The following is a 16,541-nucleotide window of genomic DNA, read 5'->3' on the forward strand; positions in this document are numbered from 1 at the left end:
GCTGCACCAGTATATTAGGATTGGAATCGATTTTGAAAAAATCTTAATTTTTGCTTTTCTGATCCTGTTTGGATTATTTAATTTAAAGGATTAAGAACCGTAAAAAACTATTGACAAAACAGTGCCGCTGTGCTATTATGATAAGCGGTACTTTTTACTTTTGGTCTCTCAAAAGTGTACAGAGACGTGCTGACAAATGTTGCAAAGTACACACAGGCATAGGCTGTCACCAAGTGCTATGCCAACCAAAATAAAAATTTTACAGGAGAATGTAGATGCCTACAATTAACCAGTTGGTACGTAAACCACGTAAGTCTAAAGTAGAAAAATCTAAGTCACCGGCTTTGAATATCGGCTATAACAGCCATAAAAAAGTTCAAACAAATGTATCTTCACCGCAAAAACGCGGCGTTGCTACCCGTGTCGGAACAATGACACCTAAAAAACCTAACTCAGCCCTTCGTAAATTTGCCCGTGTGCGTTTGAGCAACCTTATTGAAGTAACTGCTTACATTCCGGGTATCGGCCACAACCTGCAAGAACACAGTGTTGTTCTTATTCGCGGCGGACGTGTTAAAGACCTTCCGGGTGTGCGTTATCATATTGTCCGCGGAGCACTTGATACCGCAGGTGTAGCTGACCGTAAACAAGGCCGTTCTAAATACGGTGCTAAAAAGCCTAAAGCATAAGGAAGGGAGATTAAGAAATGAGTCGTAAAAATCGTGCGCCTAAGCGCGAAGTATTGCCAGATCCATTGTACAATTCAAAACTTGTAACACGTCTTATCAATCGCGTTATGCTTGATGGTAAGCGCGGTACAGCTGCAAGTATCGTCTATGGAGCTTTTGAACAAATTAAAGAAGCAACAGGAAATGATGCCCTCGAAGTTTTTGAGACAGCTATGGAAAATATCATGCCTGTCCTTGAAGTTCGTGCCCGCCGTGTTGGTGGTTCTAACTACCAAGTTCCCGTTGAAGTGCGTCCGGAACGCCGTACGACACTTGGTCTTCGTTGGCTGGTAACAGCATCACGTGCCCGTGGTGAGCATACAATGAAAGACCGTCTTGCCAAAGAAATCTTAGATGCTTCAAACAACACTGGTGCATCTGTTAAGAGACGTGAAGACACACACCGTATGGCAGAAGCTAACCGTGCCTTCGCACACTTCCGCTGGTAAGACAGGATATTTTAGCGTTAAACAAATGCTAGCCGAAATAGGAAAATTGACGCAGAAACTTCAGTTTCTAGGAAATTTTATCTTTTTGGCAGACATTTGTAGCTAAAATTCAACTAAGAACAGGATGTAAGGACGTTAAGAAAATTCTGGAAAAAATAGGAAATGTGACGCCGAGCTTTCAAGCTCTAGGAAGAATTATCTTTTTTTCCGAATGCTTAGTCCCAACCCATTTAAGATAATAAACTTGAGAACGGGTAGGTCCCTGCCTATCCGTTTTTTCCAAAAATTATAGATTATAGGAGAAAACCATAATGGCTCGCGAATTTTCACTTGAAAAAACTCGTAATATTGGTATCATGGCTCACGTTGATGCCGGTAAAACTACTACAACAGAGCGTATTCTTTACTATACTGGTAAAATCCATAAAATCGGTGAAACCCACGAAGGTGCTTCACAAATGGACTGGATGGAACAAGAGCAAGAACGCGGTATCACAATCACGTCAGCTGCTACTACAGCGCAATGGCATGATCACCGTGTTAATATCATCGACACCCCGGGGCACGTGGACTTTACCATCGAAGTTCAACGTTCACTGCGTGTTCTTGACGGTGCCGTTACCGTTCTTGATGCCCAATCAGGTGTAGAACCTCAGACAGAAACCGTTTGGCGTCAAGCAACTGAATACGGTGTTCCGCGTATCGTATTTGCTAACAAAATGGACAAAATCGGTGCCGACTTCCTTTACTCAGTAAGCACTCTTCACGACCGCCTTCAGGCAAATGCTCATCCAATTCAACTGCCAATCGGTGCAGAAGATGATTTCCAAGGAATTATCGATTTGGTAACAATGAAAGCGGAAATCTATACCAATGACCTTGGTACAGACATTCTGATTGAAGATATTCCGGCTGAATATGTTGACCAAGCTAATGAATACCGTGAAAAATTGATTGAAGCAGTTGCTGAAACTGATGAAGACCTTATGATGAAATATCTTGAAGGTGAAGAAATTACAGAAGCAGAATTAAAGGCTGCTATCCGTAAAGCAACAATCAATGTTGAATTCTTCCCTGTTCTTGCCGGTTCAGCCTTCAAAAACAAGGGTGTTCAAATGATGCTGGATGCCGTTATTGATTATCTTCCAAGTCCGCTTGATATCCCTGCAATCAAAGGTGTAAACCCAGATACAGATGAAGAAGAAGAACGTCCTGCTTCAGATGATGAACCATTTGCAGCACTTGCCTTCAAGATTATGACTGACCCATTTGTGGGACGTCTGACCTTCTTCCGTGTTTATTCAGGCGTTTTGAACAGCGGTTCTTATGTCTTAAACACAACTAAAGGCAAACGTGAACGTATTGGACGTATTCTGCAAATGCACGCTAACAGCCGTAACGAAATCGAAACGGTTTACTCAGGTGATATTGCGGCAGCTGTTGGTTTGAAAGAAACAACGACCGGTGATTCACTGACAGATGAAAAAGCTAAGGTCATCTTAGAATCTATCGAAGTTCCGGAACCGGTTATCCAATTGATGGTTGAACCTAAATCTAAGGCTGACCAAGATAAGATGGCTATCGCTCTGCAAAAATTAGCTGAAGAAGATCCAACTTTCCGTGTTGAAACAAATGCAGAAACCGGTGAAACAGTTATCTCCGGTATGGGTGAGCTTCACTTGGATGTCCTTGTTGACCGTATGAAACGTGAATTCAAGGTTGAAGCCAATGTTGGTGCCCCTCAGGTATCTTACCGCGAAACTTTCCGTGCTCCAACACAGGCACGCGGATTCTTCAAACGTCAATCCGGTGGTAAAGGTCAATTCGGTGATGTTTGGATTGAATTTACACCAAATGAAGAAGGTAAAGGATTTGAATTCGAGAACGCTATCGTCGGCGGTGTCGTTCCGCGTGAATTCATCCCAGCTGTTGAAAAAGGTCTTCAAGAGTCTATGGCTAACGGTGTTCTTGCCGGCTATCCAATGGTTGACATTAAAGCAAAACTTTATGATGGTTCATACCATGATGTCGACTCATCTGAAACAGCCTTCAAGATTGCTGCATCACTTGCACTTAAGGAAGCAGCTAAAACAGCACAGCCGGTTATTCTTGAACCAATGATGCTGGTAACTATCACAGTTCCTGAAGAAAACCTCGGTGATGTTATGGGACACGTTACTGCCCGCCGCGGCCGTGTTGACGGTATGGAAGCACACGGCAACAGCCAAATCGTGCGTGCCTATGTTCCGCTTGCTGAAATGTTCGGTTATGCAACTGTTCTTCGTTCAGCATCCCAAGGACGCGGTACCTTCATGATGGTATTTGACCACTATGAAGATGTTCCAAAATCCGTCCAAGAAGAAATCATCAAGAAAAACGCAGGACAAGCCTAAGCTGCTTCATAGTCTTGATTCAAAAAGGAGAATGCGAAATTCCGCTTGACAAAGGCTGGTTTTTCGTTCTCCTTTTTTCTTTTCATTAGGGAAAATCGTTTGCAATTTTCTTAAAATAATTATATAATAAGGGTGTTAAAAGGTTGGTTTATACTTGTGTAAGTTAATCTTTTCACAATTGTCTAAAAGGCTCTGCCTTTTAAAATAAATTTTTTTGATTTTCATAAGGAGGAAATCACTAATGGTAGTTAAAGTTGGTATTAACGGTTTCGGTCGTATCGGACGTCTTGCTTTCCGTCGTATCCAAAACGTAGAAGGTGTTGAAGTTACACGCATCAATGACCTTACAGATCCAAATATGCTTGCACACTTGTTGAAATATGATTCAACTCAAGGTCGCTTCGATGGTAACGTTGAAGTTAAAGAAGGCGGATTTGAAGTTAACGGCAAATTCGTTAAAGTTTCTGCTGAAGCTGATCCTACAAAAATTGACTGGGCTGCTGACGGTGTAGAAATCGTTCTTGAAGCAACTGGTTTCTTTGCAACTAAAGAAGCTGCTGAAAAACATTTGCATGCTAACGGCGGTGCTAAGAAAGTTGTTATCACAGCTCCTGGCGGAAGCGATGTAAAAACAATTGTTTTCAACACAAACCACGATACGCTTGATGGTACTGAAACAGTTATCTCAGGTGCTTCATGTACTACAAACTGTCTTGCACCAATGGCAAAAGCTTTGCATGACAGCTTTGGTGTAAAACAAGGTTTGATGACTACTATCCACGCTTACACTGGTGACCAAATGGTTCTTGACGGACCACACCGTAAAGGTGACCTTCGCCGTGCGCGTGCTGCTGCAGCTAACATCGTTCCTAACTCAACAGGTGCTGCAAAAGCTATCGGTCTTGTTATTCCTGAATTGAACGGAAAACTTGACGGTGCTGCTCAGCGTGTTCCTGTTCCAACTGGATCAGTTACTGAATTGGTAGCAGTTCTTGATAAAGAAGTTTCTGTTGATGAAGTTAACGCAGCTATGAAAGCAGCTTCAAATGAATCATACGGTTATACTGAAGATCCAATCGTTTCTTCAGATATCGTAGGTATGTCATTTGGTTCATTGTTCGATGCTACTCAAACTAAAGTACAAACTGTTGACGGCAAACAATTGGTTAAAGTTGTTTCTTGGTATGATAATGAAATGTCATACACTTCACAACTTGTTCGTACGCTTGAGTACTTTGCAAAAATCGCTAAATAAAAGTGATTGTAAAAGAAGAAGGCTCCGGCCTTCTTTTTATTTTGTTTAAAAAAATTAAAAAGCTATATCTGTTATTTTAAAATTATAGACTTTTAAAAAAGCTGGTGCTATAATAAAAGAAAGCTGTTTCATAGATAAAAGGGAGGTGATTTTATAGGTAAAGTAACACCTAAATATCTCAGTATCTGCCATGACATTCGTTCAAAAATTCAAGATGGTACCTATCCTGTTCATGAGTATTTGCCTGACGGCATTAGTTTGGCTAAGGCTTACGGAGTCAGTTTAATGACTTTAAAAAGGGCTTTGGATTTGCTTGTAGCTGAAGGCTATATTATTCGGCGCAGGGGAGACGGTACGTTTGTCAGAGACTGGAAGGTGGAGGAGCTTGCGCATCTCTATTCCTTGAAGGGGACCTATCATGATTATCAGGATAAATTAACGTCTCGGATTTTGAAGTTTGAAGTGACTCATCCTTCTTCGACTGTGGCTGAAAAGCTGTCTTTAACAGCAGATGATTTTGTCTATGAGATTATCCGCTTACGTATTTTGGAAGGACGGCCGATTATCATTGAGTATACCTTTATGCCGATTGCAGTTATTCCGGGATTAAAACGGCAGCATCTTGAGCGCTCCATTTACGAATATATTACTAAGGAACTAAAGCGTAAGGTACACAGTGCCTTCGTCAAGGTTTCTGGTGTGCGTCCCACCAAACTGGAGCAAACAGAGATGAATCTTGCAGAAACTGACTTTTTAATGGAAATCGAACAAGTTGGCAGTCTGGATAATTGCCGTGTGTTCGAATATTCCATCTCTCATCATCTTCCTGATGTTTTTGATTTTGAAACAGTTATGTTTAACCAGTAGAAAGGAGTGAACAATGGAAAATTTTCGCTTACACATTCCGACTGACATTCGTTTTGGAAAAGATCGGCTAGAGGAGCTGCCTGAGGTACTTTCTCCTTATGGTAAACGTGTTTTGCTGGCTTATGGGGGAGGATCTATAAAGAAATCGGGTCTCTATGATAAAGTTGTGACACTTCTAAAGGATGCCGGTTTTAGTTTTGTAGAATTATCAGGAATTGAACCCAATCCTAAAATTGATTCCGTCCGTCAAGGCGTGCGCTTAATTCAGGAAAATCAACTGGATGTTATCTTGGCTGTTGGGGGCGGTTCTGTTGTTGATGCTAGTAAAGTAATTGCTGCCGGTGTTTACTATGATGGTGATGCTTGGGATTTGGTGATAGACAGAAGCAAGGTTGATAAGGCTGTACCTATTGTTGATATTTTAACTTTGGCTGCAACTGGTACAGAGATGAACCGCAATGCTGTTATTTCTAATCCTGAGACAAATGAAAAATTAGGAACGAACGGCTGGAATTTAATTCCGCAGGCATCATTTTTAGACCCGACATTAACCTATACTGTATCAAAATGGCAGACAGCTGCCGGTGCAGCAGACATGATGAGCCATCTGTTTGAACAATATTTTAACCGTACTGAAGCTGTTGATGTCCAAGACAGCATTGCAGAAGGACTGCTGAAAACGATTATCAAGCATGCACCGGTTGCTATTCAAGAGCCGGAAAATTATGACGCACGGGCAAATCTATTTTGGAGTTCAACGCTTGCGCTGAATGGTTTAGTCGGACAAGGCCGCACGGGCGGCTGGAGCTGCCACCCGATAGAGCATGAATTGTCGGCCTACTATGATATTACACATGGTATCGGACTTGCCATTTTGACTCCGCGCTGGATGAGATTTTGCCTTGATAAAGACAGCACGACGCATGCAAAATTTGCAGCCTATGCCCGTAATGTCTGGGGATTAACCAAGGGAAATGATGAAGAATTAGCCCGACAGGCGGTTCAAAAAACGTATGAGTTCTTCAAGGAACAGCTTGAAATACCGATGACCTTGCCAGAAGTAGGAATTGAAAATCAGGATTTACTCTCGGAAATGAGCGAACAGGCAGTTCTGCATGGCGGTCTGTCCAGCAATCGCTTCGTTAATTTAACAGTGGATGATGTGAAAGAAATTATCAAAGCATCTTACAATCCAATGGAAACATTTTAAAATGGAGGAGAAATATGGAAGTTTATACTTTAAATAATGGTGTTGAAATCCCAAAGATTGGTTTTGGAACTTGGCAGATTCCTGATGGCGATGAGGCTTATAACAGTGTTCGTCATGCTCTTAAAGTAGGCTACCGTCATGTAGACACTGCACAGGCATACGGCAATGAGGTCAGTGTCGGAAAAGCAATTGCAGACAGCGGTATAGCGCGTTCAGATATCTTTTTAACAACAAAGGTTTGGAATGACAAACATGATTATGAACTGGCTAAAGCTTCTATTGACGAATCGCTTGAAAAACTTGGTGTTGATTATTTAGATCTCCTTTTGATTCACTGGCCTAATCCTAAAGCTTTGCGGGAGAATGACGCTTGGAAAGCTGGGAATGCCGGTGCTTGGAAGGCTATGGAAGAAGCTTATCAAGCAGGAAAAGTTCGTGCAATTGGTGTCTCAAACTTTATGATTCATCACTTGGAAGCACTGTTTGAAACAGCTGAAGTTAAGCCGCATGTCAATCAAGTGCTTTTAGCCCCGGGCTGTGTTCAGGAAGAATTAGTTGCTTTTTGCAGAGACAATGATATCCTTTTAGAAGCTTACAGTCCGCTGGGAACCGGAACAATCTTTGGCAATCCGGTGGTGGAAGAAATTGCTGATAAATATGATAAGTCAGTTGCCCAAGTGGCTCTGCGCTGGTCGCTGCAAAAAGGATTCCTGCCTCTGCCAAAATCGGTGACTCCTAAAAATATTGAAGCTAATCTGCATATCTTTGACTTTGATTTGGACGAAGAAGATGTCAGCAAATTAGACAAGCTTGAGGGACTTAAAACCCAGCAAAATCCTGATCAGGTTAACTTCTAATTAAAACAGCTGCAATCAGCTGTTTGTTCCGCAAAAGAGTAAGGCATATCTCTTCAATGTTTTATGCCCTTACTCTTTTTTTATGCCTGCAGGTCTTTGCTGTGAGAATGACATTTTATTTTGCAAATTAAGAAATGAAACGGCTTTACGGATTCCACTTTGGGAAAATTTGTGATATAATTAGCATGTATAAAAATTTTTTAAGGAGTCTACATTCATGGCTAAATTGACTGTTAAAGACGTTGATTTAAAAGGTAAAAAAGTTCTCGTTCGCGTTGACTTTAATGTACCTTTGAAAGATGGCGTTATCACTAATGATAACCGTATTACTGCGGCTCTCCCTACTATTAAGTATATCATTGAGCACGGCGGCCGTGCCGTGCTGTTTTCTCACCTTGGACGTGTGAAAGAAGAAGCTGACAAGGAAGGTAAATCACTTGCTCCTGTAGCTAAGGATTTGGCTGCTAAATTAGGTCAGGATGTTGTTTTCCCAGGCAGCACACGCGGTGCTGAATTGGAAGCTGCTATCAATGCTTTGGAAGACGGACAGGTTCTCTTGGTTGAAAACACTCGTTTTGAAGATGTTGACGGCAAGAAAGAATCAAAAAATGATCCGGAACTTGGTAAATACTGGGCCAGCCTTGGCGACGGTATCTTCGTAAATGATGCCTTTGGTACAGCTCACCGTGCTCACGCATCAAACGTCGGTATCTCAGCAAACGTTGAAAAAGCAGTTGCCGGTTTCCTTCTTGAAAACGAAATTGCTTATATTCAAGAAGCTGTTGACAACCCAGTCCGTCCATTCATCGCTATTCTCGGTGGTTCAAAAGTTTCAGATAAGATCGGTGTTATTGAAAATCTTCTTGAAAAAGCCGACAAAGTTCTTATCGGCGGCGGTATGACCTATACATTCCTTAAGGCTCAAGGAATTGAAATCGGTGATTCACTTGTTGAAGAAGACAAATTGGATATTGCTAAGGCTCTTCTTGAAAAATCAAATGGCAAATTGATCCTGCCGGTTGACTCTAAAGAAGCAAACGCATTTGCTGACTACACTGAAGTGCGTGATACTGAAGGTGAAGCTATTGATTCGGGGTTCCTCGGTCTTGATATCGGCCCTAAATCTATTGCTAAGTTCGATGAAGAATTGACTGGTGCCAAAACAGTTGTTTGGAATGGTCCTATGGGTGTCTTTGAAAATCCTGACTTCCAAGCTGGTACAATTGGTGTCATGGATGCTATCGTGAAACAGCCAGGCGTTAAATCAATCATCGGCGGCGGTGACTCAGCTGCTGCAGCTATCAACCTTGGCCGTGCAGATAAATTCTCATGGATTTCAACAGGCGGTGGCGCGTCAATGGAACTCCTTGAAGGTAAAGTGTTGCCAGGTTTAGCAGCGCTTACAGAAAAATAGGCTTTCGTTTTTTAAAGACGATTAGAAAAAGAGGCTCATTGCCTCTTTTTTGTGCATTCGTAGATTTTTGAAGGATAGTGAGTGTAAGACAGCAGCACGGGAAAAGACTTTCGAGTTTGGCAGCACTGACAGATAAGCTGACTCAATCTGACCTCTAACAGCCGCTTGTGATTTTAAGCTTGTTTCAGCTGAAGTCAGGCATTTTTCTGCCGTATTGAAATCAGAAGCAGATGGCTGAAGCCCCTATAATATGGTAAAATGAAAGAGAAAATTAATCTGGAGAAGGCTCTGGGAAGCTATCTGCATCTCATGCAGGCTGACTGGTAAACTCCCGTTAATCTTTCAAATCATAAAATGATGGTGAATGAACCTATGAATAAGCTTAAGCACCTTTTGAGGTCTTATAAATTTGAAACGAATAACTTTAAACTGGGCATGCGCACTATAAAGACTGGAGCCGCAGTCTTTTTAGTTCTTCTCTTATTTCATTTTTTTGGCTGGGAAGGACTTCAAATCGGGACTTTAACGGCTGTTTTCAGCCTGCGTGAGGATTTTGATAAAAGTGTTCACTTCGGAACATCGAGAATTGTAGGGAACAGTATCGGCGGTTTTTATTCAATGATTTTTTTCTTGCTGAACGGTATGCTGCATTATCAGTTTTGGGTGACACTTATTTTTGTTCCTATTTTTACCATGTTAACAATTATGACCAATGTTGCCATGAATAATAAAACAGGAATTATCGGCGGTGTTGCAGCCTTACTTATCATTACCCTTTCTATTCCCAAAGATGAAACGATTTTTTATGTTTGTGCCAGAATAGCAGAAACTTTTGTGGGAGTTTTCATTGCTACCGCGGTAAACACAGATATTGACAAGCTGCGGGAGATATTTTTCAAAGAGAAAAGCTGATTTCAGTTTTTTTGTGTCAGAAAATATGACATAAGGGTTGACACTCTTTTATTTTCAGAATATAATAGACAATGAAAGGAGGGAAATCGTGAAAGAAAAAGAACTGAGACGGTCAATGGCAGTGTTTCCTATTGGTACCGTTATGAAATTAACAGATTTGACGGCTCGTCAAATTCGATATTATGAAGATCAAGGGCTGCTGACACCAGATCGTAGTTCGGGCAATCGTCGGCTTTATTCTTTAAATGATATGGATACTTTGCTTGAAATTAAGGATTTCTTAGATGAAGGCTTAAATATTGCAGCTATTAAGAAAGAATATGCTGATCGTAAAGACAGGGCTTTGAAGAAAAAGAAGACTCTTACGGATGCGGACGTTCGCCGTATCTTGCATGATGAACTCCGAAATCAGGGTCGCTTTTCCAACCCGACGCAACCCCTTGGCGGTTTACGTATGTAGTGGCATGCGTAGCATAATTTTTATTTCATATTTAAAAGGAGGCCTTTATGGCAATCACAGCAGCTGACATTCGTCGTGAAGTTAAAGAGAAAAATGTTACCTTCCTTCGCTTAATGTTTACCGACATTTTGGGAACTATGAAGAATGTGGAGATTCCAGCTACTGACGAACAACTAGAAAAAATACTTTCAAATAAGGCAATGTTTGATGGCTCTTCAATTGAGGGATTTGTCCGTATCAATGAATCTGATATGTATCTTTATCCGGATTTGAATACGTGGACCGTCTTTCCTTGGGGAGATGAAAACGGTGCTGTTGCTGGTCTTATTTGTGATATTTACACATCAGAAGGTGAACCTTTCCCGGGTGATCCGCGCGGTAATCTTAAAAAAGCGCTGCACCACATGGAAGAAATTGGTTATAAATCATTTAACCTGGGACCGGAACCGGAATTTTTCCTCTTCAAAATGGACAATCTCGGCAATCCGACAACTGAGGTCAATGACAAGGGCGGCTATTTTGATTTGGCGCCGACCGATCTTGCCGATAATACACGCCGTGAAATTGTAAATGTTCTGACCAAGATGGGCTTTGAAGTCGAAGCCAGCCATCACGAAGTGGCTGTCGGACAGCATGAAATTGACTTTAAGTATGCCGATGTCTTAACTGCTTGTGATAAAATTCAGCTCTTTAAATTAGTTGTTAAAACGATTGCTCGTAAACACGGACTCTATGCTACCTTTATGGCTAAGCCAAAATACGGTATCGCAGGATCCGGTATGCATTGCAATATGTCTTTGTTTGGTAAAGACGGCAATGCTTTCTTTGATCCGAATGATCCGCGCGGCATGCAGCTGTCACAGGATGCTTATTATTTCTTGGGCGGTTTGATGAGGCATGCTTACAGCTACACGGCTATCATGAATCCGACGGTTAATTCCTACAAGCGTTTGGTTCCCGGTTATGAAGCACCAGTTTATATCGCTTGGGCCGGACGCAACCGCTCGCCTTTGATTCGTGTTCCTGCATCGCGCGGAGTCAGCACACGTTTGGAACTGCGTTCAGTTGATCCGACAGCCAATCCATACTTAGCGCTTGCTGTGCTTTTGGAATCAGGTCTTGATGGTATTGAAAATAAAATTGAAGCACCGGCACCTGTTGAATCTAATATTTATATCATGACGGCTGAGGAGCGTAAAGAAGCAGGGATACTCGATCTTCCGTCAACTCTTCACAACGCCCTCAAGGCTCTGCAGGAAGATGAAGTCGTGAAAGCAGCTCTCGGTGAGCACATTTATGTCAACTTCTTAGAAGCAAAACGTATTGAATGGTCAAGCTATGCGGCCTTTGTTTCACAGTGGGAAGTAGATAATTACCTTGATCTTTATTAAGAAAAAACCATATATTAAAAGCCAGAGTGAGTATTTCTGGCTTTTTTTGCGGGAAATGTCATTTTTCGACGATAAGAATTGTTGTTTTCTTAACTTAGGCTTAAAACAGCTGAAATATTTGTAGGTTATCATGATTATATCACTTTTCGGAGGTTATATATTGTCATGATAAAAGAGAGTACAACAGCTAAATTTTTAGGAAAGGCTGCCTTGGCAGTAGCTGTGACAGCAGCGGCAGGCTTTTTAGGAGATCAAGTAACTAAAGCTGATGAGTATGTTCTTCAAGAAGGAGATTCCTTTTTTAGTGTCGCCCAAAAGTATAATATGGATGCCTATGAATTAGCGGCACTTAACGGGAAAGACATTACCAGTCTCATTTTACCAGGGCAAACCTTAACCGTTAACGGTCCTGCAGCGCCTGCGTCTGCAGACAATAGTCAGGCACAAGCACCGGCTGCAGCTCCTGCAGAAGCAGCACCGGCAGCTGATGGCAATACTTATCCTGTTGGTCAATGCACTTGGGGAGTTAAGGAAGTAGCAACTTGGGCCGGTGACTGGTGGGGCAACGGCGGTGACTGGGCTGCCAGCGCAGCAGCACAGGGTTACAGCGTCGGCAGCACTCCTGCAGTAGGTTCTATCATGTGCTGGACAGATGGCGGTTATGGCCATGTTGCCTATGTAACAGCTGTTGGTCAAGATGGGAAAATTCAAGTTCTGGAATCCAATTATAAAGATCAACAATGGCTTGATAACTACCGCGGCTGGTTTGACCCTAATAACAGCGGTACGCCGGGAACTGTCAGCTATATTTATGCCAATTAAAAATCAAACATTCAAGAGTTTGGGACAAAAGTCTCAAACTCTTTCAATTTATGAAGCATCACATATTTAACGCAGTGGTTGGGAGTAAGGCTTGTTGGCTTAGCCGACTTAGTCTTACCCCTGCACAGTTCATTAGGTGCTTTAGCACCAATGAAGCACTGCTAATTGGAAGTCCTTGTCCCACCTCTCTTTTCTTTTTGCAAAATACTATTAAAAAAACACTTAAGGTCTGAAGCTTAAGTGTTTTTTGATAGCTTATTGTTTGTCAGGAGTTAAAATCATAGGGATAATAATGGGTTCGCGCTCAGTTTTTTCATAAAGATAAGGTCTGAGTGCATTGACAATAGCTCCGTTGACAGATTGGATACTGGCCTCTTTATTTTTCAGAGCAATGCGAATGGCATTGAAAAGAATACGCTGACTGCTGCGAATAAGATCACCTGATTCTCGCATGTATATGAAACCGCGGCTGAGGATATCGGGACCTGCCAGAATCATTTTGGTTTTGAAATCAACTGTTGCAACGGCTAAAACGACACCGTCTTCAGATAAGTCACGCCGGTCACGCAGAACTGCCGCACCAATGTCGCCGATACCGTTTCCGTCAACATAAATGTCCTGAGCATTGAAGTGTCCGGCTCTTCTGGCAGAATTTTTCGTCAAGGCCAAGACATCACCGTTTTCCATGATAAAGATATTATCTTTAGGAATACCTGTATCGATAGCCAGTCCGGCATGGACTTTTTGCATGCGGTACTCGCCGTGAACAGGCATGAAGAATTTTGGCTTAATCAGGCGCAGCATCAGTTTTTGTTCCTGCTGTCCGCCGTGTCCGGATGTATGAATATTGTTGACTTTGCCATGAATGACCTCAACACCGGCTTCCTGAATAGTATTGATCAGCTTGTTAACACTGGTTGTATTGCCGGGAATCGGACTTGATGAGAAAATAACGGTGTCACCGGGCTGCAGCTGAACCTGTCTGTGTGTTCCATTAGCAATCCGTGACAGAGCTGCCATTGATTCACCCTGACTGCCGGTACACATAATCATAAGGTCACCGGCATGGTATTCCTTGATTTCGTTGGGCTCAATAAAAGTTCCCTTAGGGACCTTGATGTAGCCTAATTCAATTCCGTTTGCGATGGCCTTTTCCATGGAACGGCCAAAGACGGCGATTTTACGTCCCGTTTTGACAGCAGCATCGGCAGCCTGCTGCAAACGAAAAATATTGGAGGCAAAAGAGGCAAAAATAATCCGTCCGTGAATGCCTTCAATGATATTCATGATGGACTGCCCGACAACCTTTTCAGAATTAGTAAAGGTCGGAACCTCTGCATTGGTCGAATCTGACAAAAGGCAGAGCACTCCATCCTCGCCAAGAGCAGCCATACGGTGAAGGTCTGCCGGCTCACCAACTGGTGTAAAGTCAAATTTGAAATCCCCGGTACAAACGATTTTTCCTTGCGGGGTGTGGATAACAACTCCTAAGGGTTCCGGTATAGAGTGGGTGGTTCTAAAGAAAGTGACACTGAGGTTTTTGAAGGTCAGCTCAGTGTTATGGTTAATTTCGTATAGTTTAGCGTCGCGCAAAAGGCCATGCTCTTCCAATTTCCCGCGAATCAATGCAAGTGCCAAAGGACCTGCATAAATAGGAATATTGACCTGCTTTAAAAGGAAGGGAATGCCGCCGATATGGTCTTCGTGACCGTGTGTGATGACGAGCGCCTTGATGCGGTCAATATTGTCCACAATATAAGAATAATCTGGAATCACATAGTCAATACCAAGGAGATCGTCTTCGGGAAATTTAATCCCCGCATCAACAATGATAATCTCATCTTGGTATTCAATGCCATAGGTGTTTTTACCGATTTCTCCCAGTCCGCCAATAGCATAAACACCGACTTCTTCGGTTTTTAAATTAATATTTGCCATCTTAGAACTCCGTCAGTTCAAAGGCACCTGTTTCTTTTTCGTATTCCAGGTGGCTGTCTGAAAGAAGCTCAATAAATTCAACATTATAAGCTGTTTTTTCCTCAACTGTTTGGCGGGCTTTGATGCGTCCTTCAAGTTCATCCTTAGCATCAATATCGAGGTAGAGAGCTTTTGTCTGTTCGCGGCGCGGACTGCGGTCTTGGGTTTCTTGATAAAAAACTTTGTAAATCATTTTAATCCTTTCTGCTATATCATGATTAATCCAAACTACAAAAAATCGGTCAAATACAGAACCTTGCTATATTTGACAGGATATTATGAAATTTTTATGAGTAATAGATTTAATCTTAATTCGTTGCAATTATTAAAATTATACCATAATTTAAGACGTTAGTAAAAGCATTAGGATAAAATTCTCAATCCGTCAGATGTTAAAATTCAAGTTGAAAGTTCTAAAATGAAGTTAGCCAGTTGAAAGTATGAAAAAACATCTCAGAGAGATAGAATTGTAATCACCACAAGAACAATTAGAAAGAGTCTGAGATGCAAGACTGTTATACACCAAAAAGAAACTTTGAGAAGCATGACAGCAGGATGCTGTCGACAGAATAGCTGAAGACTTCCTTGTTTTGAATAATTTTAACATTAGTAGAAAAAAGCTGAGCAATGCGCTCTTTCTTAAGCAGGTTTTCTTCGTCATGGAAATCATTATCGCAGGATTTGATAGTGAAGAGAAGTGGGTTTTGTCCTTGGTCAGTGACCGTCTTGTGAAAATAGCAAAATTGACTTAGTTACTTACGAAGAAAAGTAACTAATAATTATCAGAAAGCTTGTTGTTTATTTTCAAATGATTATTATTTGTGTTAAAAATACAAAATAATTTCAGATTTTCGTTGTTTAATTAAATTTTAAGCGTTATAATGATTGCATAATTAAAGGAAAACTTTTTATGACCACAGTAAGCTTGGATTCGATGGCAGTTGATAACTTTGAAGTGGCGGACATGGATTGTCTGCTGAGTACTGATGGTGGGAATCTTGGGGAAGGTCTTGTAGCAACAGGTACTGCACTTGGTTTTGGTGAGCAATGCGCTGAATCAGCTGCAGCCTATGCATTCGAAGAATAAGCACGGGAACTGATATGTTATTTAATACTAAGTTTAGAAGATGGTATACGCTATTCCTATTTCTAGTAGTAGCTATAATATGGGCGATAACTTTTTGGTCCTATAGTAAACTGTTTGCAGTTTTATCTTTTATCGCAATTACAGCTGTCAATCTACTTGCCTTTTTTGCAGTAAAGGGCTCAGATAACTAAGGTCAATAATTTTGTACTTTATAAAATAGTTATGAAGTACATCATTTTGACTCTTTGTCAACTGTAAAGGGTGTCAAAATAAGCTAAACACGAGAGAGAATCATAGCTCCCTCGTGCTGTCATTCTTGAGTTTTTAGGCGACAAGTTAAAATGAACAGCTGTCAAGTCGTTTTACTACTCAAAGCAAGAAGAATTTTGTCTTATCTTAGAGTTATTGAAATGGCGAAGGAATGGATACTTTCGGAGCTATTGCAGGTGGTGTTACTGAGGGATGAGTGGTGCAGTTTTAGAGTACTGCCAATAAATTTTTCTGAGTTGCCATGCCCATAGTATTCAGTGGTATCAAGCCAGTTAATTCTGCCTTGCAAAGAAATCTTAATGATATCATAAACAGAATGACTGGTGACTGTTTTCCACCAGTTTTTTCCTTGATTGCTGAATTGCCAAGTTCCTAGTCCGATAGGAGATAGGAGAAGGTTTGAGTGATCTAAAGGTCTTAAGTTTTCCATAGAAAAGCTCCTTTTAATA

General features: G+C 41.5%; 15 protein-coding genes and 1 pseudogene. 13 read left to right on the forward strand and 3 right to left on the reverse strand.

Annotation, left to right across the window (positions count from 1 at the left end; genetic code table 11):
- Nucleotides 1-275: 275 nt before the first annotated feature.
- The 12 genes from rpsL to AC4HAN_RS06460 all read left to right on the forward strand — a co-directional run bounded on the left by rpsL (nt 276) and on the right by AC4HAN_RS06460 (nt 12,758).
- Nucleotides 276-689: a 30S ribosomal protein S12 gene (gene rpsL / locus AC4HAN_RS06405; RefSeq protein WP_057489967.1), complete on the forward strand. Its 414-nt coding sequence runs from the start codon at nt 276-278 to the stop codon at nt 687-689.
- 17 nt (nt 690-706) lie between these two features.
- Nucleotides 707-1,177: a 30S ribosomal protein S7 gene (gene rpsG, locus AC4HAN_RS06410; protein WP_027975824.1), complete on the forward strand. Its 471-nt coding sequence runs from the start codon at nt 707-709 to the stop codon at nt 1,175-1,177.
- Nucleotides 1,178-1,488: 311 nt separating this feature from the next.
- Nucleotides 1,489-3,570 carry an elongation factor G gene (gene fusA / locus AC4HAN_RS06415; protein WP_491091761.1) on the forward strand — a complete coding sequence of 694 codons (2,082 nt, stop codon included), beginning with the start codon at nt 1,489-1,491 and terminating at the stop codon, nt 3,568-3,570.
- Nucleotides 3,571-3,811: 241 nt separating this feature from the next.
- Nucleotides 3,812-4,825, forward strand: coding sequence for a type I glyceraldehyde-3-phosphate dehydrogenase (gap, locus tag AC4HAN_RS06420; protein ID WP_491091762.1), 1,014 nt, complete (start codon nt 3,812-3,814; stop codon nt 4,823-4,825).
- A 207-nt stretch (nt 4,826-5,032) separates the two neighbouring features.
- Nucleotides 5,033-5,692: a GntR family transcriptional regulator gene (locus AC4HAN_RS06425; protein ID WP_491091815.1), complete on the forward strand. Its 660-nt coding sequence runs from the start codon at nt 5,033-5,035 to the stop codon at nt 5,690-5,692.
- Between the two features lie 13 nt (nt 5,693-5,705).
- Nucleotides 5,706-6,902 (forward strand): iron-containing alcohol dehydrogenase, encoded by a 1,197-nt coding sequence (locus AC4HAN_RS06430; protein ID WP_491091763.1) that lies wholly within the window; start codon nt 5,706-5,708, stop codon nt 6,900-6,902.
- 14 nt (nt 6,903-6,916) lie between these two features.
- On the forward strand, nt 6,917-7,759 hold the full coding sequence (locus AC4HAN_RS06435) for an aldo/keto reductase (protein ID WP_491091764.1): 843 nt from the start codon (nt 6,917-6,919) through the stop codon (nt 7,757-7,759).
- 217 nt (nt 7,760-7,976) lie between these two features.
- Complete coding sequence (locus tag AC4HAN_RS06440) at nt 7,977-9,173, forward strand: phosphoglycerate kinase (protein WP_491091765.1); 1,197 nt, start codon at nt 7,977-7,979, stop codon at nt 9,171-9,173.
- 393 nt (nt 9,174-9,566) lie between these two features.
- A complete protein-coding gene (locus AC4HAN_RS06445; RefSeq protein WP_491091816.1) occupies nt 9,567-10,085 on the forward strand; it encodes an FUSC family protein in 519 nt (172 codons plus the stop codon).
- 88 nt (nt 10,086-10,173) lie between these two features.
- Complete coding sequence (locus AC4HAN_RS06450) at nt 10,174-10,545, forward strand: MerR family transcriptional regulator (protein WP_491091766.1); 372 nt, start codon at nt 10,174-10,176, stop codon at nt 10,543-10,545.
- 47 nt (nt 10,546-10,592) lie between these two features.
- Nucleotides 10,593-11,936, forward strand: a complete 1,344-nt coding sequence (glnA, locus tag AC4HAN_RS06455) for a type I glutamate--ammonia ligase (RefSeq protein ID WP_491091767.1) — start codon at nt 10,593-10,595, stop codon at nt 11,934-11,936.
- Between the two features lie 165 nt (nt 11,937-12,101).
- A complete protein-coding gene (locus AC4HAN_RS06460; RefSeq protein WP_491091768.1) occupies nt 12,102-12,758 on the forward strand; it encodes a COG3942 and LysM peptidoglycan-binding domain-containing protein in 657 nt (218 codons plus the stop codon).
- 255 nt (nt 12,759-13,013) lie between these two features.
- Here AC4HAN_RS06460 and rnjA read toward each other — a convergent pair whose 3' ends face one another.
- Together rnjA and AC4HAN_RS06470 are read right to left on the reverse strand one after the other, a co-directional pair.
- Complete coding sequence (rnjA, locus tag AC4HAN_RS06465) at nt 13,014-14,696, reverse strand: ribonuclease J1 (RefSeq protein WP_491091769.1); 1,683 nt, start codon at nt 14,694-14,696, stop codon at nt 13,014-13,016.
- A gap of 1 nt (nt 14,697) precedes the next feature.
- Nucleotides 14,698-14,928: a DNA-dependent RNA polymerase subunit epsilon gene (locus tag AC4HAN_RS06470; RefSeq protein ID WP_491091770.1), complete on the reverse strand. Its 231-nt coding sequence runs from the start codon at nt 14,926-14,928 to the stop codon at nt 14,698-14,700.
- Between the two features lie 717 nt (nt 14,929-15,645).
- Here AC4HAN_RS06470 and AC4HAN_RS06475 point away from each other — a divergent pair.
- Entirely contained in the window at nt 15,646-15,822 is a 177-nt protein-coding gene (locus AC4HAN_RS06475) for a hypothetical protein (RefSeq protein WP_491091771.1), read from the forward strand.
- Between the two features lie 472 nt (nt 15,823-16,294).
- Here AC4HAN_RS06475 and AC4HAN_RS06480 read toward each other — a convergent pair.
- Nucleotides 16,295-16,522 (reverse strand): annotated as a pseudogene (locus AC4HAN_RS06480) (aldo/keto reductase); the annotation flags it as partial.
- Nucleotides 16,523-16,541 lie beyond the last annotated feature (19 nt).

The sequence above is a fragment of the Streptococcus sp. ELY_86 genome (assembly GCF_058314495.1).